This is a genomic window from Erythrobacter westpacificensis (assembly GCF_039542285.1).
Lineage (GTDB): Bacteria > Pseudomonadota > Alphaproteobacteria > Sphingomonadales > Sphingomonadaceae > Alteraurantiacibacter > Alteraurantiacibacter westpacificensis.
Genome location: NZ_BAABHV010000021.1, coordinates 114230 through 136770, shown reverse-complemented (window position 1 = coordinate 136770; position 22541 = coordinate 114230). Strand labels below are relative to the sequence as shown.

Here is a 22541-nt window from a genome sequence, read left to right as displayed (position 1 = left end):
ACACACTGTGGCCGATCATCTTTTTGAAAGGATGATCACATGAAAAATCTCGTCTTCGCCGCTATCGGTCTCGCGTTAATCGGGACACCGGTTACCGCCAAGCAGCACCTTCAGGGTGATACTATCGTCGTGCAGCCGGAGCGGCTGAACCTGATATCGACCCTCGAACGTGAAATCAGCCGCGAACTCTATCGCATTCCCTTTCCCGCCGACACCAGGGACAACCGGGCATCGGGCGTCGTGAAAGTCTATTTCGTCGCCAACGGTGATGGCCGTGCGGAACAGGTCAGCCTGTTCGAGGGATCGGGTCGGCGGCAGATGGACAGGGCGGCCATCTATGCCGTGAGCAGGCTCGACAACCTGGCAGCGCAGGGCGGCGATCAACCGGTGTTGCTCAGTATCGTTTTCGCCCCCAACCAGCGCGTTGCCGACCGTCTCGGAACCCGCGCGGCAGAGGAGAACATGGAACTCATAGCATCCGGGAGGCTGGCTTCGCGGACGCTGGCGGTGATGGTTGCGCCATCTGCGCCATCCTGACCTCGAATTCGAAGAACCGGTTCTTCGGCGTCACCCTCCGGCTGCGCTGCGGGCAGTCGGCGGTGACGCCGAAGTCTATGGGAAATCAGACGAAAAGCTTTGGGATCGAACGTGATGATACAAAACCTGCAGGCCCCGCTACAGATGAGGCAGGCGCGCAAGGAAGTGCTGCGCGCTCTTGCGTCCTCCGATCCGTGCCAGGCCGATCGCCATTGCAAGCGCGCCGCCGAGTTGATGAACACGGCGCTGGACGAGATCCATTCCCATCCCAGCGCCTATTTCGACTGGTCCGAACTGAAAGCGGATCACAACTGATGGCAAAGCGGGCCTGCTGCACGTCACTCGGTATCAGCGCCGCTCGAACCCTTCGAACCCCGGCGCTTCGGCCTCGCTTTGCTCGATCCGGTCCACGCGTGCGGCGAGCGGACCGTCGTGCATCTTCCCGATCATGGCCTCGACCGCATGGGACGCGCCCTCGAGATGCGCCTCGACCGTCCCATCGGGCAGGTTGCGCACCCAGCCATTCACGCCAAGCTCGCGCGCAGTGGAAACGGTCCAGTCGCGGTAGAACACGCCCTGCACACGGCCGTGGATGATGAGGTGGGTGGCGGTCACGCCCGAGCGTTACCGCGTCAGCTTCTTGTACTGCACCCGCGTAGGCCGGTCAGCCGCATCGCCAAGGCGCCGACGCTTGTCTTCCTCGTAAGCCTCGAAGTTGCCTTCGAACCATTCCACGTGGCTATCGCCCTCGAAAGCGAGGATGTGCGTGGCGAGGCGATCCAGGAAGAAGCGGTCGTGCGAGATCACCACGGCGCAGCCGGCGAAGTTCTCGATGGCTTCTTCCAGCGCGCCCAGCGTTTCCACGTCGAGGTCGTTGGTCGGTTCGTCCAGCAGCAGCACGTTGCCGCCCTCCTTCAGCATCTTGGCCATGTGGACGCGGTTGCGTTCACCGCCCGACAGCTTGCCGACGTTCTTCTGCTGGTCCTGTCCCTTGAAGTTGAATGCGCCGACATAGGCACGGGTGCTGGTGTCGTGGCCGTTCACCTTCATGTAGTCGAGCCCGTCGGAGATTTCCTCCCAGACGTTATTCTTGGGATCGAGATCATCGCGGCTCTGATCGACATAACCGAGGTGCACGGTCTCGCCGATCTCGATGGTGCCGCTGTCGGGCTCTTCCTGCCCGGTGATGATCTTGAACAAGGTGGACTTGCCCGCGCCGTTCGGACCGATCACGCCCACGATGCCGCCCGGCGGCAGCATGAAGGACAGGTCTTCGAAGAGCAGCTTGTCGCCATAGGCCTTGGAGATGTTCTTCGCCTCGATCACCTTGCCGCCAAGACGTTCGGGCACCTGGATGACGATCTGCGCCTTGCCGGGCTTGCGGTTGCCCATCTCGTCCTGCAGCTGGTCGAACTTGCGGATACGCGCCTTGCTCTTGGTCTGGCGGGCGGCGGGGGTCTGACGAATCCACTCCAGTTCGCGTTGCAGGGCCTTCTGCTTGCCCGATTCCTCGCGGCTTTCCTGCTCCAGGCGCTTGGCCTTCTTCTCGAGATAGGTCGAGTAGTTGCCTTCGTAGGGATAGTACGAACCACGGTCGAGTTCGAGAATCCAGCCCACGACGTTATCGAGGAAGTAGCGGTCGTGGGTGATCATCAGCACGGCGCCCGCGTATTCCTTCAGGTGCGTTTCAAGCCACTGCACCGACTCTGCGTCGAGGTGGTTGGTCGGCTCGTCCAGCAGCAGGATGTCCGGCTTCTGGATCAGCAGGCGGGTGAGGGCGACGCGGCGCTTCTCACCGCCGGAAAGGTTGCTCACCTCGGCATCGGAGGGCGGGCAGCGCAGGGCTTCCATCGCGATCTCGAGCTGGTTGTCGAGCGTCCAGCCGTCGACAGCGTCGATCTCTGCCTGAAGGGCGGCCATCTTGTCGCCCAGCGCCTCGAAATCGGCATCGGGTTCCGCCATTTGCGCGGCGATGGCGTTGTATTCGTCCACCTTGTCCGCCGTGGCGCGGGCGCCGTCCTTGACGTTTTCGAGGACGGTCTTCCTCTCGTCGAGCTGCGGTTCCTGCGGCAGGTAGCCGACAGTGATGTTCTCGCCCGGCCATGCCTCGCCGGTGATGTCGGTATCAATGCCGGCCATGATCTTCATCAGCGTGGACTTGCCCGCGCCGTTGGGCCCGACGATGCCGATCTTCGCCCCGCGATAGAACTGCAGGTTGATGTTGGAGAGCACCGGCTTCTGCGCACCGGGGAAGGTCTTCGTCATGTTCTTCATGACATATGCGTATTGGGCGGCCATTTTCGGTCCTTGTCGCGGGAATCTGGATATGGATTGGATTTGGGGCGCAGATAGGGGTTTGGCCTGCGCTGGGCAAGCACCCAGAGGAACGTGCGGCTCCGCCAGCGGTTTACAGGGGTATGACCAAACGCCCGATCCTTGCCGCCATCCTCTCCTTTCCCTTGCTGAGCGCGGGCGTGCCTGCCGTGGCACAAGGCGGGCCGGGACTGTCGGTGACGCTGCCCGAAAGCATCAGCAAGGCCCAGCTGGGGGAGCGCGACATGGAGGTGCTGGCTGTGCAGATCATGCTGGACCGTTCGAACCATTCGCCCGGCGTTATCGACGGCTTCAACGGCGGCAACACGCAGCGCGCTGTCGCGGCCTTTCGCCGCAACCATGGCATGAGCGAGGACGGCGGGATCGACACCGAGTTCCTGCGAGCCCTGCTGAAGCAGGAAACGGGCGAGATGTTCCGCACCTACACCATTTCGCAGGAGGACGTTGACGGACCATTCTACGATGTCCCGTCTGATTTCGCAGAGCAGGCCGACATGGCGCGCGTGGGATACGAAACGCCGCGTGAATTGCTGGCCGAACGTTTTCACATGGACCAGGGCTTCCTCGCCGCGCTCAATCCCGATGCGGATTTCTCGCGCGCGGGCGAGCAGATTGTCATCGTTGCGCGCGGACGGCGGAACCTGGCGGGCGAGGTTGCCCGGATCGAAGTGCGCAAGGAGCGCGGTGAGGTTGCCGCGCTGGACGCGTCCGGGGCGGAACTGGCGACGTTTCCTGCCACGATCGGCAGCAGCGAATTTCCTAGCCCCAGTGGCAGCATGACCGTGAGCGCGGTGGCGCCGGAAGCGAATTACACGTTCGATCCCGAAGACCAGCGCTGGGGGCCGGACAAGACATTCATCATCCCGCCCGGCCCTAACAACCCGGTCGGCGGCATCTGGATCGACCTTGGCAAGGACGGCTACGGCATTCACGGCTCCCCCGATCCGCAACTGATCGGCAAGACCGCCAGCCACGGCTGCGTCCGCCTGACGAACTGGGATGCGCAGGCATTGGCAGACGCCGTATCCCAGGGTGTCGAAGTGGTATTCGTCTAGCGCTCGTCAACAAATCCGCCTGATCGTGCAACCGCTTAGCGGTGCATTTACCTTTGCTCCCTAGTGCCCGCACAAGGGAGCAGGCTTTATTACATGCGCGAACAGATTCTCGGGCTGATCACGCCGCTGACGGCGGTCGTCTTCATGGCGACATTGCTGATCATGTGGCAGCGCGGGCGGATGGGCCGACACGTGCTGGCCTTTGCCGTGGGATACGGCTTCTTCGCACTCGGCTTTGGCGTCACGCACCTGTTGCCGACCGATTCGCCTCTCCTGTTCCACACCTCGCAGCTATTCTATGCACTGGCTTCCGGTTGCCTGATCTGGGGTGTTTGCGACCGCGCGGATGTGCAGTTGAGTCTTCCCGCTCTCGTCATGACCTATGTCGGAGCTGCTCTGGCGCTTGTGGTCGCGGTGCTCTTGTCCAGCGATGCCGGGCCGCGGCTGGTGATCGTCAACACCGGCTACGGCGTAATGTTCGTGATCGGGACGGTGACGCTGCTCGGTTCTGCGAAGCGGGAGTGGATCGATCGCTTCATCATTGCGGCGCTGGCGATCAATGCGGCTGATTTCCTGCTGCGTCCCAGCCTGACCCTGCTGGCAGAGGGCGCGATCCCGGTAGCCGAATACCGCGAGTCCATCTATTACTCGGTAATCAATCTCATCCTGACGGTGAAAGCGCTGGGCGTCGCCATGGTGCTGATCGGGGCCTGCTTCGTGGATCTCGTCAACAACGTGCGTGACCGTGGCAACTTCGACGCGATGACCGGCCTCAGGATGCGCCACGCGTTCGAGCGCGAGGTGAATGCCCGGCTGACGATCGCTGCGCGAGACAACCTGCCTGTCAGCATGGTCGTGGCCGATATCGATCACTTCAAGCAGGTCAACGACCTGTGGGGGCACCAGGCAGGTGACGAAGCAATTGCCGCATTCGGGAAGCTGCTTGGCAGCATGATCCGCGAAAATGACTTGGCGGGTCGCGTGGGCGGCGAGGAGTTCTGCATTTTCGTATGGGACTGTCACGGTGATGCCGCTGCACGGCTGGCAGAGCGGATTCGCGTAGCCTTCTCGCTGACCGTACATCCCGCACTGGGTGACGGCATTTGCCTTACCGCCAGTTTCGGCGTGGTCGAGCGTACTGCGCGCGAAAGCTACCATGGCATGTTCGCTCGGGCCGATGCAGAGCTCTATCGCGCCAAGAACGGCGGACGAAACCGCGTAGCCGGCGAAGACGCCGCAGGTCAGCCGGACCGGCCCCAGCAGGCGGACCAAGTCGTCACGCCCCTGCCGCGCGGGCAAAAGGCTGCCAACGCATAGGCCGAAATCCGGTATTGGAGCGGCAAGCACGAGTCGCCACATGCATCTGATGGAATTCGCGATTATTGGTGCCGGCATGGCCGGTCTTGCCTGCGGCCAGCGGCTGAGTGCCGCAGGCCACGGTGTGCGCCTCTTCGACAAGGGCCGAGGTCCCGGAGGACGCATGTCGTCGCGCCGCGCCGAGCTGGGCGGCAAGGCCGTGCAGTTCGATCACGGCGCGCAGTATTTCACCGCCCGCGACGAGCGCTTCCTGCGCCAGGTAGAGGCATGGGAGGCGGACGGCATCGTTGCCCCTTGGCCAGCGGCAAGGGAAGGCGCCTGGGTCGGCACTCCGGCCATGAACGCGCCCGTCAAGGCGATGGCGGAGCGCGCGAATGTGACCTTCGGCGCGCGCATCGAGGGTATCCGCGCTGTCGGGACCGGGTGGAAGCTGTGCGGACCTGACGCGCCGCGCGAGATCTTCGATGCCGTGATCTCCGCGATCCCGGCCGAACAGGTTCCCGCCCTGCTGGCCGCCAGCGCCCCGGAAATGGCCACTCTGGCCAAGCAAACCGTGTCGGACCCGTGCTGGACCGTCATGGCGGTTTTCGCCGAGCGGCCTGACCTGCCCGATACCCTGCGCAATGCAGGGGCAATCGGCTGGGCGGCGCGCAACGCTTCCAAGCCGGGTCGTGGCGAGGCGGAGTGCTGGGTGGTGCAGGGCTCACCCGAATGGTCTCGCACCAACTTGGAAGAGGAGCGAGAGGCGGTGGCTACGTTGCTTCTCGAGCAACTGAAACAGCACGCCGGTGGAACCTTGCCCGAACTGCTCCATAGCGACGCCCACCGCTGGCGATACGCCATGTGCGGCGATGCGGGGGAGGGGGCGCTATGGGACGCGTCACGCCACATCGGGGCTTGCGGAGACTGGCTGCACGGCCCGCGCGTGGAGAACGCCTACCTCTCCGGCTGGGAACTGGCGCAGCGGGTGCTCGATAGTGCCTGATCTCGTCGTCTGGTACGATGGTGCCTGCCCCTTGTGCCGGCGCGAGATTTCCGGAATGCGCAAACTCGACAGGCGCGGGGCCATCGAATTCGTGGACGTAAGCGAAGGTGCGCCAGAAAACTGCCCGCTTTCGCAGGAGGAACTGCTGGCGCGGTTTCACGCGCGGGAGAATGGCCGCACTCTCAGCGGTGCCGCGGCCTTTGCCGCCATGTGGCGCGCCATCCCGTTGCTGAGACCGCTGGGCGAGGCCGCGCGCTTCCCGCCGCTGCTCTGGCTGCTGGAGCGGCTCTACCGCCGATTCCTGCGCATTCGCCCGCGCCTGCAAAGTCATTTCGCCCGAAAGGATGCCGCATGAGACACCCCCAGCCCGATCCGGTGAAGCCCGGCCAGGAAAGCGTGTGGGACTATCCGCGCCCTGCCATCGCCGAACCGACCGGTGCCCATATCGTGATCGAACACGGTGGCCGGGTGATTTCCGATACCCGCAATGCCGTGCGCGTGCTGGAGACGAGCCACCCGCCGAACTACTATATCCCGCCCGATGATATTGCCGAAGGCGTGTTGCGGCGCGCGGGCGGCACATCCTTCTGCGAGTGGAAGGGCGCGGCCCGCTATTGGGACGTGGTGGTGGACGACGACGTTCTGGAACGCGTCGGCTGGTCCTATCCCAGCCCGACGCCCGGCTTTGCGATGCTTGCCAATTTCATCGCCTTCTATGCGGCGCCGTTCGATCGCTGCCTTGTCGACGGCGAGGAAGTGATTCCACAGCCCGGCGAGTTCTACGGTGGCTGGATCACCAGCAAGGTGGCCGGGCCGTTCAAGGGCATTCCTGGAAGTCGTTTCTGGTAAAACTTGGCAAGCGGCGCGCGCGGCGTTAGCTCGGCTGCCATGCAAAAACATTACCTTGCGGCGGTTGCCGCCGTATCGCTTGTCCTGCCCGCTGCTGCGCAGGCGGACCACCACCAGAACACCGTCGCATCGCAGGCCGATCACGCGCTGGAGCATGATACGGCGGCGTGGAATTTCCTGGAGGGTATCACCACCGAAGTCGGTCCGCGCCAGCCGGGCACCGAGGCCGAGGCGCGCGGGCGCGCATGGGCGATGGACTGGTTGACCGAGCGCGGCTTTGCCAACGTGGCGGACGAACCGTTTGCCATGCAGACCTGGGTGCGCGGCGAGGAGGAGGCGCGCATCACCGCTCCGTTCGCACAGCCGATGCACATCACCGCCTTGGGCAACACGGCCTCCACTGGGCCTGAGGGGATCACGGCAGAAGTCGTCTACTTCCCCAGTTACGCCGACCTGGTCGCTGCGCCGGAAGGCAGCCTCGACGGCAAGATCGCTTTCATCAGCCACGACATGCGCCCGACGCAGGATGGCTCGGGCTACGGCTTCGCCGGGCCTGCCCGCTGGACCGGGCCGGGGGTGGCCGCAGGCAAGGGCGCTGTCGCGACCGTTATCCGCTCCATCGGCACGGAGAACCACCGCACGCCGCACACCGGTGGCACAAGCTTCCCGGAGGGCGTGGAGCCGACACCGGCAGGCGCATTGTCCAATCCCGATGCCGACAACCTGGAGCGCATGTTCACGCGCGCCGATGGCCAGCCGATCATGATGCACCTGACGCTGACGCCGCAATTCCTGGGTGAGACCACGAGCGGCAACGTGGTGGGCGAGATCGTGGGGCGCGATCCTTCGCTGCCGCCGGTGCTGGTGGCCTGCCACCTCGATAGCTGGGACCTCGGCACGGGCGCTATCGACGATGCAGCAGGTTGCGGTATCGTCGCTTCCGCCGCGCTCAACGTGGCGGAAGCTGGCCAGCCGCTGCGCACGATCCGCGTGCTGATGGCAGGTGCCGAAGAGACCGGTCTCTGGGGCAGCGAGGCCTTCAGCGCCGCGCACATCGACGAGCCGATTGCCGTCGGCCTGGAAAGCGATTTCGGTGCCGATAGGGTGTGGCGCTTCGAAAGCAATTTCCGCGAGAGCAACCCCGCTCTTCACGCGCGTCTGGCGCAGTCCGTCGTGCGCTTCGGTGTTGCCAATTCCGCCATTGTCGCCAGCGGCGGCGCGGACATCAACATCTCGCGCGACCAGGGTGGGGCGATCATCGACCTGCAGCAGGATGGCACCCGCTATTTCGAACTGCACCACACGCCGGACGATACGCTGGACAAGGTGGACCCGGTACAACTGCGCCAGAACGTAGCCGTGTGGACGCAGGTGGTGGGCATCCTCGCCAACGAGGCCGCTGATATCCAGACCGGCGAGTAGGCTCTCTATCCGCTTGCCCGATGGTGGGTAGGCGGTTAGTGGCGCGTCTGCACGCAAGGCAATGTGGGCCTGTAGCTCAGCGGTTAGAGCTGGCCGCTCATAACGGCTAGGTCGCGGGTTCGAATCCTGCCGGGCCCACCACCTTGCGTGTTTTCCTAAACAGTGCGCCGCGCGGCGAGGTCGGGACAGTCTGTGGCGACGAGGCCAACGTTGTCCCAGCGCTCGACATAATAGGCCTGGCCAGCGGCTAGCTGGGCGCAGGCAACGTTTTCGCCATCGGCATAGACCACGCCCAGCGTTCGGCCATATCGATCCCGCCCGAGCCTGACGATTGTGAGCTCCCGGCCCTCGACAACCGCCTCCATAGTGCGTGTGGAAGCCTGGCCGTCGCCGGGGACGCATTGGCGCCCTTGTCTGCAGGCGCGCGTTTCCGGCGCGTCGATCCCGGTGATGCGGATGCGCTCGTCGCCGCAGCGGATGGTATCCCCATCGGTGACAGAGCAGGTAAGGGTGAGGGCAATGGCGGTCGTAAGTGCAAGCATTCGGCTTGCCTAGGGCGCATCTTCGCCCCGTTTCTCGCTGTACCGCCTCGGTTCTGGAGGCGTAAGAATAGGTGATATTACGCAGACCAAACAAGGCAGCTGACGCAATCACCCTCGGTCATTATCGCTTTTTCATGCCCGCCAAACGCATTCGCGCTTGCACCGTTTCCGCGCAAAACCTAAGGGCGTTCGCGGTCCGGGGAGTGGCGCAGCCTGGTAGCGCATCTGTTTTGGGAACAGAGGGTCGCAGGTTCGAATCCTGTCTCCCCGACCATTCTTGCAAAGCAAGTCTTCTGAATGTCGAGATGGATCGGCGAAGCCACTCCTGTCTCTCCAACCATTTTGGCCGCAACGTCCTCGGCGCTATCTCTTCACCGAGGCCATCACGTCGCGCACGCAACTGGGCTTCACACCGCGCTGCTCCAGATAGGCGAAGATCCGCCGCCACCAGTCGTAAAGGGCATCGAGGTCGTCATCGTCGCGCACGTAGGGCGTGGAGCCGGGCCGCAGCGAAGGGCTGTGGAATGACAGCACCAGCATCGGCAAACCGTCGTCCAGGGCCATGTCGATTCCGCGAATGGCTTCCTCCACGCTGACGCCCTCAGGTGTAAGGGGCACACGTTCCAGCAGCCCCAGGCGCGCCAAGACACCGCGCATGGCGGGCATGCGCCACAAGCGCGGGTAGATCAGATCGCCCTGTCGGCGCAGCATGCCCCAGAACGTGCTCGTCAGCGGCAGTTCCAGCAGCGTCCTATCCTCGTCCACCCAATACGGGTGGAGCGGATGGCCGCGGTAATCGGGGCCGCCCGCGCTGGAATAGTCGAACAGCGGCCGCACCGAGGTGTCGATGGCGATGCCGTGGATCGCCAGCAACTGCGCCGTATTCGGGCCAAGGCCGTAGCGGCCCGCGCGGTATATGAGGGGTGCGATGCCGAAGTTCTCCTCGATCGCATCGCGTAGTGCCACCAGCTTTTCCTCCTCGAGTTCCGGAGGAAGGTTTCCGGCGAAGGAATTGTGCTGCGTCACCTCTTCCTGGAACGGCGGATTGACCCAGGGGTGCAATTGCACACCGATCTCCGCACGCCCGGCCAGTACCGGTTCGCGCAAGATTTCGCGCGCGGTGCGCGACGTGGCGATGGGCCAGTCGACCAGGTAAATCGGGACAACACCTTCGTTTTCGCAGAACTGCTGGAATTTTCGCAGTTTGGGGACATGCCGAGTATCATGGCTGTCGCGCGAAAGAGGCTGGTCCCAGTCGAAGTCCTCCTCGGTATCGACTGTCAGGATGAAACGCGGTGCATCGTCCGCAAAGCGCGCCTTGGAGCTTGCGGTTGGCGGGTCGAGCAGGTTGCCCATCGCCACTCTGGTTTCTCCTGTTTGCGGGCCAGCTAGCCCCCGGTCCCGTAGCCGCTGCTGCTATGGGGGGCGCCTGTCGAGGTCAAGGCAGGAAGGTGCAGGGTTACCCGGTCCTCCTCGCATTCCAGAGATCCCCCTGCTGCGCGCGCCTCTACCTCCGCGAGACGGAAGGTGAAGCGCGGTCCGAACATTCCGGCGCTGATCGCGCGGCGGCGCTGACTGTCGCGAGAGGTGTCCGGAGCGGCGCTGCGCAGGCTTTCCGGGATGCCGAGGCTGAGATGAACGTTTTCGCCGTCGCCGTTAAGCTCTAGCTGCGCCTCCTCGCCAGGTCCGAGCGCGCCCGCCGCGGTTGCCAGCAGCCGCCAGCACAGCGCCATGGCCTCGCTCCGATCCATCGCCACGTGGAATGGAGAGCCCGATACCCTGAGCGAGAACCCGGCGCTGCGAGCGCGCAGCACGCGGTCCAGTCGCTCTACCGTGTCCGTAAGTGCCTCGCGCAGATCGGTCGCGCCTTCCTCGAGTTTCATTGCCCCGCTCTCGAGTTTGACCAACCGATCAACCTCGTCGAACCCGGCCAGCAGCGTGGCTGCGTCGCCTGCGATGCTGGCGGCGTGGGCGCGGTATTCGTGCGGCGCCGGGCCGAATATCTGTTGCTGAATGATCTCGGCGAAACCCTGGATCGCGTTCACGGGTGTCCGGAGTTCATGCAATACCTGCCGCATAGCGTCGCCGGGCGTATCCACTTGCTCCTCGATCGGTGGACGGTTGGGCCGGTAGAGGCGCAGCGAATAGCCGTCGAAATTACCGGTATGGTGCGCAAATAAAGGTGCGCCGTGCATGCGCCACTCTCCGCTCACTTCGGGCGCAGCAGCGATGGTGATCAATGCACCCCGCACAGGCAACCGCCGGCGCAAGGTGGCGGCGACATCATCTCCGAAATCGACCAGTTCGCCAGGCACGGGCGCGGCCAATTTTAAACCCGCCAGCATCGGGCCCACCATGCCATCTGCGCGCACGACGGTGCCGCTGGCATCGGTGACCAGATCGATCACGCCGCGCGAGATGTGGTCTTCCTGGGAAGCGCGATCGCCCAGCGGCAGTCGAGGCGAGGCACGTCCCTGCCGGCGCCCCTCCTGGAAAGCGGTGATCCTGCGCCGCAGTTCGCCGATGCCTTCCAGGGGAGGGGGCGGACCAGAGGGCTTGACGCCCGGCGCGGGTTCATTCGCGGCAGGCCCGGCGAGCGGTGCTGCCGCTTCTTCCCTGCGTGCGATCTGGCTGGTCGGCAGCACGAGGTCCTGCACACCGAGCCGCTCGAGCATTTGCTTGACCGCGGGAGTGAGATCGCGTCGGTGCCTCAGGAAACCGCGTGCCGTTACCGGCAGGCGCGGAATAAGAGCCAGCCATTCGTCTTCGGTTAGGCGGGCCGTGGCGACGGCTGCAGCGGCGGGCTTCGGCTCTCCTTCGGCAAGGAATGCGACGAACTCGGGATTGCGCAGGCGCAGGCCCGGCTCACGCAGGATAGCGGACTGGTCTTCCTGTGGAATCGACGCCTGCAACTGGTGCAGCCGGACGAAACCGGCAATCGTGGCCAGCCTCATGTCGCCGATTGCCAGTGCCGGGCGGATCAAGATGCGGTTCAATTCAGAGGGAGAGAGCGCATTCGCTGACCGGGCGAGCCGCGCCATGGCTTTCCCGGATATTGCCATTTCACGCGTGCCCAGCAGGTCGAGCAATTGCCTGAATTGCGTGCGCAATCCCGCCTCGTTGCCGGCGCGCATGCGCAGCACGGTTGCTAGGCGGTCATCGAACACTTTGGCGGGCTCCGCTTTGGAAACGAGGTTAAGAAATCATCAAGTTTCGCAATAGCGCCGTCCCGAGAGGCGAGCATGGTTAAGGACCGATGCGTTGCAAAAGGGGACAATTGCCACCATAAGGAACTTTATTTTGCAGGGATGCGTTTCGGCGTGGTAGATGTTGCGCGTTCCGCACTAGAGATTGCGGAAGAGGGCTAGGGGGCTTTTGGATGTCCACACTCGACAAGATCGACCGCCGCCTGCTGGCGGAATTGCAGGCAGAGGGACGCGTCACGAATGTCGACCTCGCGCGCCGCGTCGGTTTGACTGCGCCGCCTTGCCTGCGCCGCGTACGCACCCTCGAAGAAGAGGGAGTCATCCGTGGGTACCACGCCGATCTCGACGCTTCGAAGCTCGGCTTCGCGATCACCGTGTTTGCAATGGTTTCTCTGCGTAGCCAGGCGGAAGAGGACCTCAAGGCATTCGAGGATCACATCGCCAAGCTGGACGAAGTGCGCGAATGCCACATGCTGAACGGCGAGATCGATTTCATCCTGAAGATCGTTAGCCGGGACCTGCAGAGCTTCCAGGAATTCCTCACCAGCAAGCTGACGCCCGCTCCCAACGTGGCCAGCGTCAAGACCTCGTTGACGATCCGTACGTCCAAGCACATGCCGGGCGTTCCGCTGGAAGACTGACGCGGCGGCACTCGCCAGCCGGTCGTCTCGTCGGTGGTGCCGATGCCCCCCCGGTTGCGCCGGGGCTCTCCGCCTGCCTAGATCAGGTCGGCCGTAAAAACGGTGTAGGCGATGTAGGCCGCCAGCAAGAGGCCGCCCTCGCGTCGGGAAAGGCGCCCGCCGGTATAGGCGAACACCATCACCACGAACGCTGCCAGCGTCGCGAGGGGCAAGTCGAATTCGATGATCTTTGCAGGGATCGGGCCGGGTGCGACCAGCCCCGTCACACCGCCGATAAACAAGATGTTGTAGATATTCGAGCCGAGAACGTTGCCCAGCGCAATATCGCTTTGCCCGCGAAATGCCGCGATGACCGACGTCACCAGCTCCGGCGCGGAGGTGCCGATGGCGACGATGGTAAGGCCGATCACTTCCTCGCTCACACCCATGGCCGACGCGATGGACACCGCGCCGTTCACCAGCAGGGTGCCGCCGCCCACGATCAGGCCGAGGCCGACGATGAAGAAAGCCAGCGCCTTGCCGAGGCTCTGCGCAGGTTCGTCGTGCGGGTGCAGGGCGGGGTCAAACCCCTCCGAAGCCGCGGCCCTGTCGAACGCGGCCGTGTGATCGTAGGGCTGGTCTACCGGCGCGAGCCTCTCCTGCTGGTATGCATACCAGATGTAGGCGGTTAGCCCGATAAGGAAGGCGAAGGCTGCGATCCGGTCCAGCCCCAGCGTAAAGCCGGCAGCCACCAGCGCAAAAGACGCGGCAAGTCCTACGCCTCCGTCACGCCACAGGGCGGACCTGTCTACCGCCATCGGTGCGATCAATGCAGCGGCACCCAGCACCAGCAGCAGGTTGGCGAGGTTGGAGCCGACGATATTGCCGATCGCAAGGCCCGGAGATCCGGCAAGCGCAGCCTGGACACTGGCAGCCAGTTCCGGGCTGGACGTGCCAAGCCCCACGACGACGAGACCGATCAGCATGGGCGAGAGGCGCAAGCGCTCGGCAATGCCGACTGCCCCGCGTACCATGACGTCGCCGCCGATCATCAGCAGGACGAGGCCTGCGAGCAGGATTCCGATATCGGTAATGTCGGGCATCAGGACTTTCTAGATTAGCTTAGTCTTCGCCGAGAAGATTTTCGCGCACGAAAGTGAGGAACGTCCAGTAATAGTAATCGGCGTTTTCCTTGCGCGCAAAGCCGTGGCCTTCGTTTTCGGCCAAAAAGTGCCATGCTTCCCGCCCGTTGGCCCGAACGGCCTCGATAACCTGGTCGGCTTCCGAGGCGGGCACACGCGGATCGTTGGCACCTGTTGCCACCAGCAGCGGGATGTCGAGTTCGTCGATCCGGGTGAGCGGGCTGATCTCGATCAGCTTGGCGCGCTGCTCCGGATCGCGCTCGTCACCGTACTCAACGCGGCGCAGATCGCGCCGGTAATCCTCGGTATTTTCCAGGAAAGTGACGAAGCTGGAGATAGCCACCACGCAGGCGGCCGCATCGAAACGGTCGCCGTAGCGTAGCGCGCTGGCGTAGCACATGTAACCGCCGTAGCTGCCACCGGTCACCATCATGCGGGCTTCATCGATGGCAGGGTCTGCTTCCAGCACGTCAAGGAAAGCGCCGATATCCAGCACCGAATCCTCGCGCTGGAATGGGCCGTTGTCGAGGCTGACGAAGCGCTTTCCGTAACCGGTGGAGCCGCGCACGTTCGGCTCGAAGATGGCCACACCCCACTCGTTAATGAGATAATTCGCGCGGCCCTGGAAGCTGGCGGTCGACTGGCCCTCGGGGCCGCCGTGAATATCGACGATCAGCGGGCGCGGGCCGGGGAAACGCTCAGGGTCTGGGCGGTAGAGAAAGCCGGACATCGGCTCTCCATCAAAACTTTCTATCTCGACCAATTCGGGCAGCACATTCTCGGTGGGATCGAGCCCGCCGGTTTCGCTGGTTGTCCAGCGGGTCAGTTCGAGCGTTTCGGGGTCGAGGCTGTAGGCATCGGAAGATGCCTGATTCGAGCTGAAGGTAAAGCCGATCTCGCCCCACGGCGCGATCTCAAACCCGCCGATAACGCCGGGCGGGAGATCGGCGGTGCGCGTCTCGCCGCTCGCCACGTTGTAGATTTTCATCTGCGAGCGCCCTGCCGCATTCACCTCGTAGGCTATGAAGCTGCCGTCCTCGGAAATGTCGAAACCGGCAACGTCCCACTCCTCCTCGATCACCGGCGTGAAGGCGCCGGTGACGGGATCGAGTGTGCCCAGTCGTTTGAAATCCGAGCCCTGGTCCGTCGAGACCCAGAGGCGGCCATCGGGCGCATACTGCATCCCGCTGAAGGCAATCGGATTGTCGGGATCGGTGATGCGGGTCTCTTCGCCGGTGGCAAGGTCGATCAGGTACAGTTCCATGTTCTGCACGGAGATGTAGTTGATCACCAGAACGGCGCTGTCGTCCGGCGTGAAATCAACCGCGAACCAGCCGCCGCCCTGCCGCTCCGCCAGCATCCGCGTCGTCGAGGGATCGCGCGGGTCCATCACGTAAAGGTCGGTGTCGCGCCCGTTACGCCGGGTGGAACTGAAACTGACGAGCGATCCGTCGTTGCTCCAGGCACCAAGGCCATTGCGGCTCGTGCCGTCGGTCAGCAGTACGAGACGCCCGTCCTCGTAGCGGAAAATCTGGTCGAATTCATTGCCGCCGATATCCTTGGATATCAGCAGGACGCTGCCATCGGGGGAATAGCTGGCGCCGCCGACAGGTTCTTCTTCGAAGGTCATCTGCATTCGTGCGGCACCCGGCGATGCGACACGGTGGACCTGCGCCGTGTCGGCGAAGCGTGTCTGCACGATCATGGAGCGATCGGACGCATTCCATCCGCTGAAACCGGCGGTACGATATTCGAAATAGGGACGCGTCGCGTCCGCCAGCGACTGCGGGATCGCGGGAATTCCGTCAGCCATGATGGCTGCGGGTTTTTCCACCGCCTGTTCTGCATCGTCTTGCGCCAGCGCAGGACCGGAGAGCGTGAAAAGGGCGAGCGGAATGGAAATCCAACGCATGAGTAGCACTCCGGTTTACAGGGCAATTCTATTCGGCGGCGGCCTCTCGTTCGGCCAGCCATTCCTCGAGCCACTTGATGGTGTAGTCGCCGCTGATGACGTCCGGCTGCTTTACCAGTTCCTGGTGTAGCGGAATCGAGGTTTTCACGCCGGAGATGACCATCTCCTCAAGCGCACGGCGCAGGCGCATGAGACAGCCTTCACGTGTGCGACCGTAAACGATCAACTTGGCGATCATGGAATCGTAGTAGGGCGGTATCGTGTACCCGGCATACAGGCCGCTATCGACGCGCACATGCATGCCCCCGGCCTGGTGGTAATAGTCGATCTTGCCGGGGCTGGGCGCGAAGGTGAACGGGTCCTCGGCATTGATACGACATTCGATCGCGTGGCCGGTGAAAGCGATATCTTCCTGTTTTACCGAGAGATCCTTGCCGTCGGCAATGCGAATCTGCTCTCGCACGAGGTCAACACCCGTGATCGCTTCAGTGACGGGATGCTCCACCTGAAGGCGGGTGTTCATCTCGATGAAGTAGAACTCGCCGTTCTCCCACAGGAACTCGATCGTGCCTGCACCGCGGTAGCCCATTTCGGCCATGGCATTGGCAACGATGCCGCCCATGCGCATCCGCTCTTCCTGCGTGATGACGGGGGAGGGGGCTTCCTCGAACACTTTCTGGTGGCGGCGCTGCAGGCTGCAGTCGCGCTCTCCCAGATGGATGGCATTCCCGCGTCCATCGCCGAACACCTGGAATTCGATGTGACGCGGATTGCCGAGGTACTTCTCGAGGTACATGGTATCGTCGCCGAACGCGGCCTTCGCCTCGTTCATGGCCTGTTTCACCAGACCTTCGAGCTGGTCCTCGCTCGGCACGACCTTCATGCCGCGGCCACCGCCACCGGCGGCAGCCTTGGCCAGCACGGGATAGCCGATCTCCTTGGCAACCCGCCGCATCTCGTCGAAATCGGAGACGGCACCATCGCTGCCGGGAACCAGCGGCAGACCCAGGGCTCCGGCGGTTTTCTTGGCCTGCACCTTGTCGCCCATCGTCCGAATATGTTCGGGCTTGGGGCCAATCCACGCGATGTCATGCGCTTCGACGATATCGGCGAACTTGGCATTTTCGGAGAGGAATCCATAGCCGGGGTGGATTGCGTCCGCCCCGGTGATCTCGGCGGCGGAAATGATCGCGGCGTGGTTGAGGTAGCTTTCGGTTGCGGAAGGCGGACCGATGCACACGGCATGGTCGGCCAGCCGCACATGCATGGCGTCGGCATCGGCAGTGGAGTGCACCGCAACTGTCTCGATACCCATTTCGTGCGCAGCGCGGTGGATGCGAAGCGCGATTTCGCCCCGGTTGGCGATCAGGATGCGGGAAATGCCCATTGCCCAGCGTCCCTCTTATGCAACGATGACGAGCGGCTGGTCGAATTCCACCGGTTCGCCGTTGCCGATCATCATGTCCTTCACCGTGCCATCCTTGGGCGCGGTGATCGGGTTCATCACTTTCATGGCTTCCACGATCAGCAGGGTATCGCCCTTCTTCACGCTGTCGCCGACGCTGACAAAATTGGCCGAGCCGGGATCGGGCGCGAGGTAAGCGGTGCCCACCATCGGCGATTTCACGGCATTGGCCATGTCGACGGGAGCGGCTTCTGCCGAAGCTGCACCAAGTTCGGGTTGTTCCGCAGGAGCCGGGGCGGGTGCCGCAACAGATACCGGCGCGGGTGCGGCCACTGCGGGAGCCGCGGCTGCCGCGCGCGAGACGCGAATCTTGCGATCGTCGTCTTCCACCTCGATCTCTGTAAGGCCGGTTTCGGCCAGGATATCGGCCAGTTCGCGCACCAGCGCGGTGTCTACGTTAAGTCCACCCTTGCGGGCGGCGTCGCCCTTGCGTTCAGGCATGTAATCCCCGTTTCTGCGACCGTTGTCTGGATTGCCACGGCGCTAACCCTAGTCGCGCCGCAAGGCAAGTCTGACAGAATTGTTAAAGCTTGGAAGCGGCGTCCAGCGCCAGCTCGTATCCATAGGCGCCGAAGCCCGCGATGGAGCCGAGTGCGGCCATGCCGACGTAGCTCTTGTGGCGATAGGCCTCGCGCGCGGCGGGATTGGAGATATGAACCTCGATCACCGGGGTCTTGATGCCCTTGATCGTGTCGTAGATCGCCAGGGAAGTGTGGGTGAGAGCGCCTGCATTCAGGATGATGGCCTTCGCGCCTTCGGTCTGGGCTTCCTGCATCCAATCGCACAGGTGGCCTTCGTGGTTGGACTGGCGCATGTCGATCTCGATGCCCAGCGGCTTGGCGCGATCTTCGAGGCGGGAGGCGATATCGTCCAGCGTTTCGGCCCCGTAGATGTCGGGCTCGCGCACGCCGAGAAGATTGAGGTTCGGTCCGTTGAGTACGTAAATGGTATCAGTCATGCATCAGCCCTTAAACGTTAGGACGGGGACGGGCCAAGGGCTGATTGCACGAAAGCGGCAGGAAAGCCGGTCTAGTTCTCCACGCCTTTCACCTTGCCCCACTGACGGGCGGCGGTGTAGCCGAGATAGCCGGTGCCGAAGAGCGCATAGAGCGGTTCGGGCAGACCGCCGAGATAGGCGTTCATGCCCTGCGCGATCTCCCGAGCTGTGATGGGGGAGAAAGCCGAAAGCACGCCCATCGGCAGGGCGGTAAGCAGCAGGATGTACATGACGTAAAGAAAGCTCGGCCGGGCGCGGCTTGTCCACGGGTCGCTGGAACTGGCCTCTGCCACGATGGCGGAAAGGCGCGCCTCGATCTGCTGCATTTCATGCGTGCCTTCGAGCTTGATGAGTTCAATCTTGGCGCGCTCGCGCGCTTCCTTGTCGGGGATCACCTTGTCGATGATAGAGGCGATGGGGCCGATGAGCGATTCGAGTATGGCCATGTGTCTGATCCCGTTGGCTGTTTGAGTCGCAGGTGGGCCTGCTCCCTTCCGAACTGCGTAGGAAAGGACTTCCTTTTGCGGTGGATTGATCGCGATGCCCGGATCGGCAACAGTGCGACGGCCAAGATGGGAGACTGTAGTGCAGGCTGTTGAACGATATTCTACCGGTGCGATCATCTTGCACTGGTTGATTGCCTTGCTCCTTGCGGGAGAGATCGCGCTTGGTTTTGCCATGCCGAAAGACGCTAGCGGCTTTGCCGAATACCAGCTGCACAAGAGCATCGGCATCACCATCCTCGCGCTCAGTCTGGTGCGCCTTGGCTGGCGCGTGACCCATCCCCGGCCTGCCTCACTTGAGGGCGGCGCGACCGGCGTTCTCGCGGGCGCGGTCCATTTGGGTTTCTATGTATTCATGATCGCCATGCCGCTGACGGGCTGGGCACTGGTATCGACCGATCCGCTGGACGTGCCCACCATTCTGTATGGCGTGGTGCCCCTGCCGCATCTGCCGCTGGGCGAGGGATTGAACAACTTGGCGAAGAACGCGCACGAATGGCTCGCCTGGGGCGGTGTGGCGCTGTTCGTGCTGCATGTGGCAGGGGCCTTGCGCCATCATTTCCTGCTTAACGATAACTTGCTCGCGCGCATGACGTTCGACGGCAAGGCGGGCCGGGCGCTGGGCGCGGGCGGCGCTATTGTTGCCGTGGGCCTGATCACTCTGTTTTCGGTCGGCGGGGATGCGCCCGAGGAATCCACCCGACCGGAGCAGGCCGAAGTGGCGCTGGCCGATGCCCGAGTCGTGGGGGAAGCGTCTGGCGACGTGAAGGATGATGAGAGCGAAGTCGAAACTCCGGTCGAAGAGGAGGCGACGCCGACGGAAGATGTCGATGAGGCAGAGGCGGAACCGGAGACCGCGGCGGCAGAACCCTCAAGCTGGGCCATCCAGCCAGGCGGTTCGCTGCGATTCACCGCGACGAATTCGGGCGCGGCGCTGAACGGCAGTTTTGCCAACTGGTCCGGCGATATCGCGATGGACCCCGAGGCACCGCAAAGCGCGGAGATTACCATCCGCGTCGACCTCGCCAGCGCGACCCTCGGCGATGCGACGCAGGACAACATGCTGCGCGGCGGCGATTTCTTCGATACCGCGTCATTCCCGCAGGCCGTGTGGCGCAGCACGGCCGTGCGCCGGGTGTCGGGCAATCGCTACGAGGCTGACGGCACCTTGTCCCTGAAGGGTGTCAGTCGTTCGCAGCGTATCACCTTCACGCTTCAGGGCAGCGGCAACCGCCGTTCCGTGCAGGGCAGCGCGACCATCGATCGCAACGCATTCTCGGTCGGTACCGGCTCCAGCGCGGAAGGTCTTGCAGGGGCTGTCGAGGTCAGTTTCGCGTTCGATGCAACTTCTTGATGCCGCGTTGCGTTGAAACAACGCCCCGCGTCTGTATGAGACTGGTTTCATGAGTGACGATATTTCCAAAGCCGACTGGCAAGCAAAGGCCGACAAGGAAGTCAAAGGCCGTGACCTGACGTGGCACACGCCGGAGGGCATTGCGGTGCAGCCACTGTACACCGCGCAGGACGCGGAAGGCATCGATCCAGGCCTGCCCGGCTTCGCCCCCTACACGCGCGGGCCCTATGCCAGCATGTATACGGGCCGCCCGTGGACGATCCGGCAGTATGCGGGCTTCTCGACAGCGGAGGAATCGAACGCGTTCTACCGTCGCAACCTGGCGATGGGTCAGAAAGGCCTGTCGGTCGCTTTCGACCTTGCCACGCATCGCGGCTACGATTCGGACCACCCGCGCGTCCGCGGCGACGTGGGCAAGGCGGGCGTGGCCATCGACACCGTGCGTGACATGGAAATCCTGTTCGACCAGATTCCCTTGGACGAGATGAGCGTCTCGATGACCATGAACGGGGCGGTGATCCCGGTGATGGCGTTCTACATCGTGGCGGCAGAGCGGCAGGGCGTGAGCCAGGAAAAGCTCAGCGGCACCATCCAGAACGACATCCTGAAGGAGTTCATGGTCCGCAACACCTACATCTACCCGCCTGCGCCCTCGATGCGGATCGTGTCGGACATCATCGCCTACACCAGCCAGCACATGCCGCGCTTCAACTCGATCTCGATCAGCGGCTATCACATGCACGAGGCGGGCGCGACGGCGGTGCAGGAACTCGCTTTCACCATTGCCGACGGCAAGGAATACGCCAAGCGCGCGATGGAAACGGGCCTCGATATCGATGCCTTCGCGCCGCGCCTGTCGTTCTTCTGGGGCATCGGCATGAACTTCTTCATGGAGATCGCCAAGATGCGCGCCGCGCGCCTGCTGTGGCACGAGGTGATGACCGAGCTTGGCGCGAAGAACGCAAAGTCCAAGATGCTGCGCACGCATTGCCAGACGTCTGGCGTGTCGTTGCAGGAGCAGGACCCCTACAACAACGTCATCCGCACCACGCTGGAGGCGCTGTCTGCCGTGCTGGGCGGCACGCAGTCGCTGCACACCAATGCGCTGGACGAGGCCATCGCGCTGCCGACAGACTTTTCCGCCCGCATCGCCCGCAACACGCAGCTGGTGATCCAGGAGGAGACGGGCATCTGCAACGTCGCCGATCCGCTGGGCGGCAGCTACTATATCGAGGCTCTGACGAAGGAGATCGCCGACAAGGCCCGCGAACTGCTGGCCGAGGTGGACGATGCTGGCGGCATGACCGCCTACGTTGCCAGTGGCGCGCCCAAGGCGGCCATCGAATCCGCCGCTGCCGAGAAGCAGGCCAAGGTCGACAAGGGCGAGACGGTGATCGTCGGCGTCAACAAGTACCGCAAGGCCGAGGAAGACCCGATCGATACGCTCGATATCGACAACCACAAGGTCCGCGCATCGCAGGTTGCCCGCATCGAGAAGGTGCGGCAGTACCGCGACGAGGAGCAGGTGAAGGTCGCGCTCGCCAACCTTACGCGCGGCGCGCGGGTGAACCGGGTGGAGAACGAGGCGCTGCTGAAGGATGGCCGCGACGAAAAGGGCGTGCCGCTGCCGCCCTCGCAGCTGGAGAAGCTGGCCGCCGACAGCGAGACGAACCTGCTGGCACTCGCCGTGGAAGCTGCGCGTGCAGACGCGACGCTGGGCGAAATCTCTGCCGCGATGGAGAAGGCCTTCGGTCGCTACGACACGATCCCCACACCGGTGAAGGGCATCTATTCCAGCGCCTACGAAGGAGACGCACGTTACGCGCAGGTGGTGGAAGGGGTGGAGGCCGTGGCCCGCCGCCTCGATCACAAGCCTCGTATCCTCGTCGCCAAGATGGGCCAGGACGGGCACGATCGCGGGGCGAACGTGATCGCGAGTGCCTTTGCCGACATGGGGTTCGAGGTGATCAGCGGCCCGCTTTTCCAGACGCCCGAGGAAACGGCGAAGATGGCGCTGGAGAACGAAGTCGATGCCGTGGGCGCATCATCGCTCGCGGCCGGTCACAAGACGCTGATCCCCGAACTGATCGAACACCTGAAGGATGCAGGCCGCGCCGATATCAAGGTGGTGGCAGGCGGCGTGATCCCGCAGACGGACTACGACTTCCTGAAGAAAGCGGGCGTGCAGGGCATCTATGGCCCCGGCACTAACGTGGTGGAAGCAGCTGCAGACCTGCTAAGGCTGCTGGGCCACAACATGCCGCCTGCGGGTGATGAAATGGTGGCGGCCGAATAAGCCGC

The 22541-nt window shown here is 63.6% G+C and carries 22 protein-coding genes and 2 tRNA genes; 13 read left to right on the top strand and 11 right to left on the bottom strand.

Going from position 1 to position 22541, the window contains the following annotated elements:
• Nucleotides 1-39 precede the first annotated feature (39 nt).
• On the top strand, nt 40-537 hold the full coding sequence (locus ABFX23_RS13485; RefSeq protein ID WP_346033527.1) for a TonB family protein: 498 nt from the start codon (nt 40-42) through the stop codon (nt 535-537).
• A gap of 114 nt (nt 538-651) precedes the next feature.
• On the top strand, nt 652-852 hold the full coding sequence (locus ABFX23_RS13480) for a hypothetical protein (RefSeq protein ID WP_346033526.1): 201 nt from the start codon (nt 652-654) through the stop codon (nt 850-852).
• 33 nt (nt 853-885) lie between these two features.
• On the opposite strand, the gene ABFX23_RS13475 is transcribed toward ABFX23_RS13480, so the two are convergent.
• Both ABFX23_RS13475 and ettA read right to left on the bottom strand, forming a co-directional pair.
• The gene (locus tag ABFX23_RS13475) at nt 886-1152 is read right to left on the bottom strand and encodes an acylphosphatase (RefSeq protein ID WP_346033525.1); all 267 of its coding nucleotides are present in this window, start codon (nt 1150-1152) and stop codon (nt 886-888) included.
• Between the two features lie 9 nt (nt 1153-1161).
• Nucleotides 1162-2835, bottom strand: coding sequence for an energy-dependent translational throttle protein EttA (gene ettA / locus ABFX23_RS13470; RefSeq protein ID WP_346033524.1), 1674 nt, complete (start codon nt 2833-2835; stop codon nt 1162-1164).
• A 119-nt stretch (nt 2836-2954) separates the two neighbouring features.
• Between ettA and ABFX23_RS13465 the strand changes: the two genes are divergently transcribed.
• The 7 genes from ABFX23_RS13465 (at nt 2955) to ABFX23_RS13435 (ending at nt 8640) form a co-directional block, all read left to right on the top strand.
• The gene (locus tag ABFX23_RS13465) at nt 2955-3926 is read left to right on the top strand and encodes a L,D-transpeptidase family protein (RefSeq protein WP_346033523.1); all 972 of its coding nucleotides are present in this window, start codon (nt 2955-2957) and stop codon (nt 3924-3926) included.
• Between the two features lie 93 nt (nt 3927-4019).
• Nucleotides 4020-5243, top strand: coding sequence for a GGDEF domain-containing protein (locus tag ABFX23_RS13460; protein WP_346033522.1), 1224 nt, complete (start codon nt 4020-4022; stop codon nt 5241-5243).
• A 49-nt stretch (nt 5244-5292) separates the two neighbouring features.
• Nucleotides 5293-6228 carry an NAD(P)/FAD-dependent oxidoreductase gene (locus tag ABFX23_RS13455; RefSeq protein ID WP_346033521.1) on the top strand — a complete coding sequence of 312 codons (936 nt, stop codon included), beginning with the start codon at nt 5293-5295 and terminating at the stop codon, nt 6226-6228.
• The gene (locus tag ABFX23_RS13450) at nt 6221-6583 is read left to right on the top strand and encodes a thiol-disulfide oxidoreductase DCC family protein (RefSeq protein ID WP_346033520.1); all 363 of its coding nucleotides are present in this window, start codon (nt 6221-6223) and stop codon (nt 6581-6583) included. The genes ABFX23_RS13455 and ABFX23_RS13450 overlap by 8 nt, the downstream gene beginning before the upstream one ends.
• Nucleotides 6580-7077, top strand: a complete 498-nt coding sequence (locus ABFX23_RS13445; RefSeq protein WP_346033519.1) for a DUF427 domain-containing protein — start codon at nt 6580-6582, stop codon at nt 7075-7077. Before ABFX23_RS13450 ends, ABFX23_RS13445 begins: the two co-directional genes overlap by 4 nt.
• A gap of 39 nt (nt 7078-7116) precedes the next feature.
• The gene (locus tag ABFX23_RS13440) at nt 7117-8499 is read left to right on the top strand and encodes a M28 family peptidase (protein ID WP_346033518.1); all 1383 of its coding nucleotides are present in this window, start codon (nt 7117-7119) and stop codon (nt 8497-8499) included.
• Between the two features lie 65 nt (nt 8500-8564).
• Nucleotides 8565-8640, top strand: a tRNA-Ile gene (locus ABFX23_RS13435).
• A 14-nt stretch (nt 8641-8654) separates the two neighbouring features.
• Here ABFX23_RS13435 and ABFX23_RS13430 read toward each other — a convergent pair.
• Nucleotides 8655-9041: a thermonuclease family protein gene (locus ABFX23_RS13430; protein ID WP_346033517.1), complete on the bottom strand. Its 387-nt coding sequence runs from the start codon at nt 9039-9041 to the stop codon at nt 8655-8657.
• A 197-nt stretch (nt 9042-9238) separates the two neighbouring features.
• On the opposite strand from ABFX23_RS13430, the gene ABFX23_RS13425 reads away from it, so the two are divergent.
• Nucleotides 9239-9315, top strand: a tRNA-Pro gene (locus tag ABFX23_RS13425).
• A gap of 89 nt (nt 9316-9404) precedes the next feature.
• Here the strand turns inward: ABFX23_RS13425 and ABFX23_RS13420 are convergent.
• Both ABFX23_RS13420 and ABFX23_RS13415 read right to left on the bottom strand, forming a co-directional pair.
• A complete protein-coding gene (locus tag ABFX23_RS13420; RefSeq protein ID WP_428831671.1) occupies nt 9405-10397 on the bottom strand; it encodes a polysaccharide deacetylase family protein in 993 nt (330 codons plus the stop codon).
• 32 nt (nt 10398-10429) lie between these two features.
• Nucleotides 10430-12208 (bottom strand): sensor histidine kinase, encoded by a 1779-nt coding sequence (locus ABFX23_RS13415; RefSeq protein WP_346033515.1) that lies wholly within the window; start codon nt 12206-12208, stop codon nt 10430-10432.
• Between the two features lie 212 nt (nt 12209-12420).
• Between ABFX23_RS13415 and ABFX23_RS13410 the strand changes: the two genes are divergently transcribed.
• A complete protein-coding gene (locus tag ABFX23_RS13410) occupies nt 12421-12888 on the top strand; it encodes an Lrp/AsnC family transcriptional regulator (protein ID WP_346033514.1) in 468 nt (155 codons plus the stop codon).
• A 77-nt stretch (nt 12889-12965) separates the two neighbouring features.
• Here the strand turns inward: ABFX23_RS13410 and ABFX23_RS13405 are convergent, their stop codons facing one another.
• The 6 genes from ABFX23_RS13405 to ABFX23_RS13380 all read right to left on the bottom strand — a co-directional run bounded on the left by ABFX23_RS13405 (nt 12966) and on the right by ABFX23_RS13380 (nt 18829).
• Nucleotides 12966-13970 carry a calcium/sodium antiporter gene (locus ABFX23_RS13405; RefSeq protein WP_346033513.1) on the bottom strand — a complete coding sequence of 335 codons (1005 nt, stop codon included), beginning with the start codon at nt 13968-13970 and terminating at the stop codon, nt 12966-12968.
• 19 nt (nt 13971-13989) lie between these two features.
• Nucleotides 13990-15921, bottom strand: coding sequence for a S9 family peptidase (locus ABFX23_RS13400; protein WP_346033512.1), 1932 nt, complete (start codon nt 15919-15921; stop codon nt 13990-13992).
• Between the two features lie 28 nt (nt 15922-15949).
• Nucleotides 15950-17308 carry an acetyl-CoA carboxylase biotin carboxylase subunit gene (gene accC / locus ABFX23_RS13395; protein WP_346033511.1) on the bottom strand — a complete coding sequence of 453 codons (1359 nt, stop codon included), beginning with the start codon at nt 17306-17308 and terminating at the stop codon, nt 15950-15952.
• Between the two features lie 15 nt (nt 17309-17323).
• Nucleotides 17324-17827 carry an acetyl-CoA carboxylase biotin carboxyl carrier protein gene (gene accB / locus ABFX23_RS13390; RefSeq protein ID WP_346033510.1) on the bottom strand — a complete coding sequence of 168 codons (504 nt, stop codon included), beginning with the start codon at nt 17825-17827 and terminating at the stop codon, nt 17324-17326.
• Between the two features lie 82 nt (nt 17828-17909).
• Nucleotides 17910-18344 (bottom strand): type II 3-dehydroquinate dehydratase, encoded by a 435-nt coding sequence (gene aroQ / locus ABFX23_RS13385; RefSeq protein WP_346033509.1) that lies wholly within the window; start codon nt 18342-18344, stop codon nt 17910-17912.
• Nucleotides 18345-18415: 71 nt separating this feature from the next.
• Nucleotides 18416-18829 carry a holin family protein gene (locus tag ABFX23_RS13380; protein WP_346033508.1) on the bottom strand — a complete coding sequence of 138 codons (414 nt, stop codon included), beginning with the start codon at nt 18827-18829 and terminating at the stop codon, nt 18416-18418.
• Between the two features lie 94 nt (nt 18830-18923).
• Here ABFX23_RS13380 and ABFX23_RS13375 point away from each other — a divergent pair, with 94 nt between their 5' ends.
• Both ABFX23_RS13375 and scpA read left to right on the top strand, forming a co-directional pair.
• Nucleotides 18924-20240, top strand: coding sequence for a cytochrome b/b6 domain-containing protein (locus ABFX23_RS13375; RefSeq protein WP_346033507.1), 1317 nt, complete (start codon nt 18924-18926; stop codon nt 20238-20240).
• A gap of 49 nt (nt 20241-20289) precedes the next feature.
• Entirely contained in the window at nt 20290-22536 is a 2247-nt protein-coding gene (scpA, locus tag ABFX23_RS13370) for a methylmalonyl-CoA mutase (protein ID WP_346033506.1), read from the top strand.
• Nucleotides 22537-22541 lie beyond the last annotated feature (5 nt).

Bases quoted from the DNA above. Each gene is read 5' to 3' on its own strand.
- ABFX23_RS13445 (WP_346033519.1), top strand. From the start codon at position 6,580: ATGAGACACCCCCAGCCCGATCCGGTGAAGCCCGGCCAGGAAAGCGTG.
- ABFX23_RS13480 (WP_346033526.1), top strand. From the start codon at position 652: ATGATACAAAACCTGCAGGCCCCGCTACAGATGAGGCAGGCGCGCAAG.
- scpA (WP_346033506.1), top strand. From the start codon at position 20,290: ATGAGTGACGATATTTCCAAAGCCGACTGGCAAGCAAAGGCCGACAAG.
- ABFX23_RS13455 (WP_346033521.1), top strand. From the start codon at position 5,293: ATGGAATTCGCGATTATTGGTGCCGGCATGGCCGGTCTTGCCTGCGGC.
- ABFX23_RS13465 (WP_346033523.1), top strand. From the start codon at position 2,955: ATGACCAAACGCCCGATCCTTGCCGCCATCCTCTCCTTTCCCTTGCTG.
- accC (WP_346033511.1), bottom strand. From the start codon at position 17,308: ATGGGCATTTCCCGCATCCTGATCGCCAACCGGGGCGAAATCGCGCTT.
- ABFX23_RS13375 (WP_346033507.1), top strand. From the start codon at position 18,924: ATGCCCGGATCGGCAACAGTGCGACGGCCAAGATGGGAGACTGTAGTG.
- ABFX23_RS13485 (WP_346033527.1), top strand. From the start codon at position 40: ATGAAAAATCTCGTCTTCGCCGCTATCGGTCTCGCGTTAATCGGGACA.
- ABFX23_RS13380 (WP_346033508.1), bottom strand. From the start codon at position 18,829: ATGGCCATACTCGAATCGCTCATCGGCCCCATCGCCTCTATCATCGAC.
- ettA (WP_346033524.1), bottom strand. From the start codon at position 2,835: ATGGCCGCCCAATACGCATATGTCATGAAGAACATGACGAAGACCTTC.
- ABFX23_RS13460 (WP_346033522.1), top strand. From the start codon at position 4,020: ATGCGCGAACAGATTCTCGGGCTGATCACGCCGCTGACGGCGGTCGTC.
- ABFX23_RS13410 (WP_346033514.1), top strand. From the start codon at position 12,421: ATGTCCACACTCGACAAGATCGACCGCCGCCTGCTGGCGGAATTGCAG.
- accB (WP_346033510.1), bottom strand. From the start codon at position 17,827: ATGCCTGAACGCAAGGGCGACGCCGCCCGCAAGGGTGGACTTAACGTA.
- ABFX23_RS13405 (WP_346033513.1), bottom strand. From the start codon at position 13,970: ATGCCCGACATTACCGATATCGGAATCCTGCTCGCAGGCCTCGTCCTG.
- aroQ (WP_346033509.1), bottom strand. From the start codon at position 18,344: ATGACTGATACCATTTACGTACTCAACGGACCGAACCTCAATCTTCTC.
- ABFX23_RS13400 (WP_346033512.1), bottom strand. From the start codon at position 15,921: ATGCGTTGGATTTCCATTCCGCTCGCCCTTTTCACGCTCTCCGGTCCT.
- ABFX23_RS13430 (WP_346033517.1), bottom strand. From the start codon at position 9,041: ATGCTTGCACTTACGACCGCCATTGCCCTCACCCTTACCTGCTCTGTC.
- ABFX23_RS13420 (WP_428831671.1), bottom strand. From the start codon at position 10,397: ATGGGCAACCTGCTCGACCCGCCAACCGCAAGCTCCAAGGCGCGCTTT.
- ABFX23_RS13440 (WP_346033518.1), top strand. From the start codon at position 7,117: ATGCAAAAACATTACCTTGCGGCGGTTGCCGCCGTATCGCTTGTCCTG.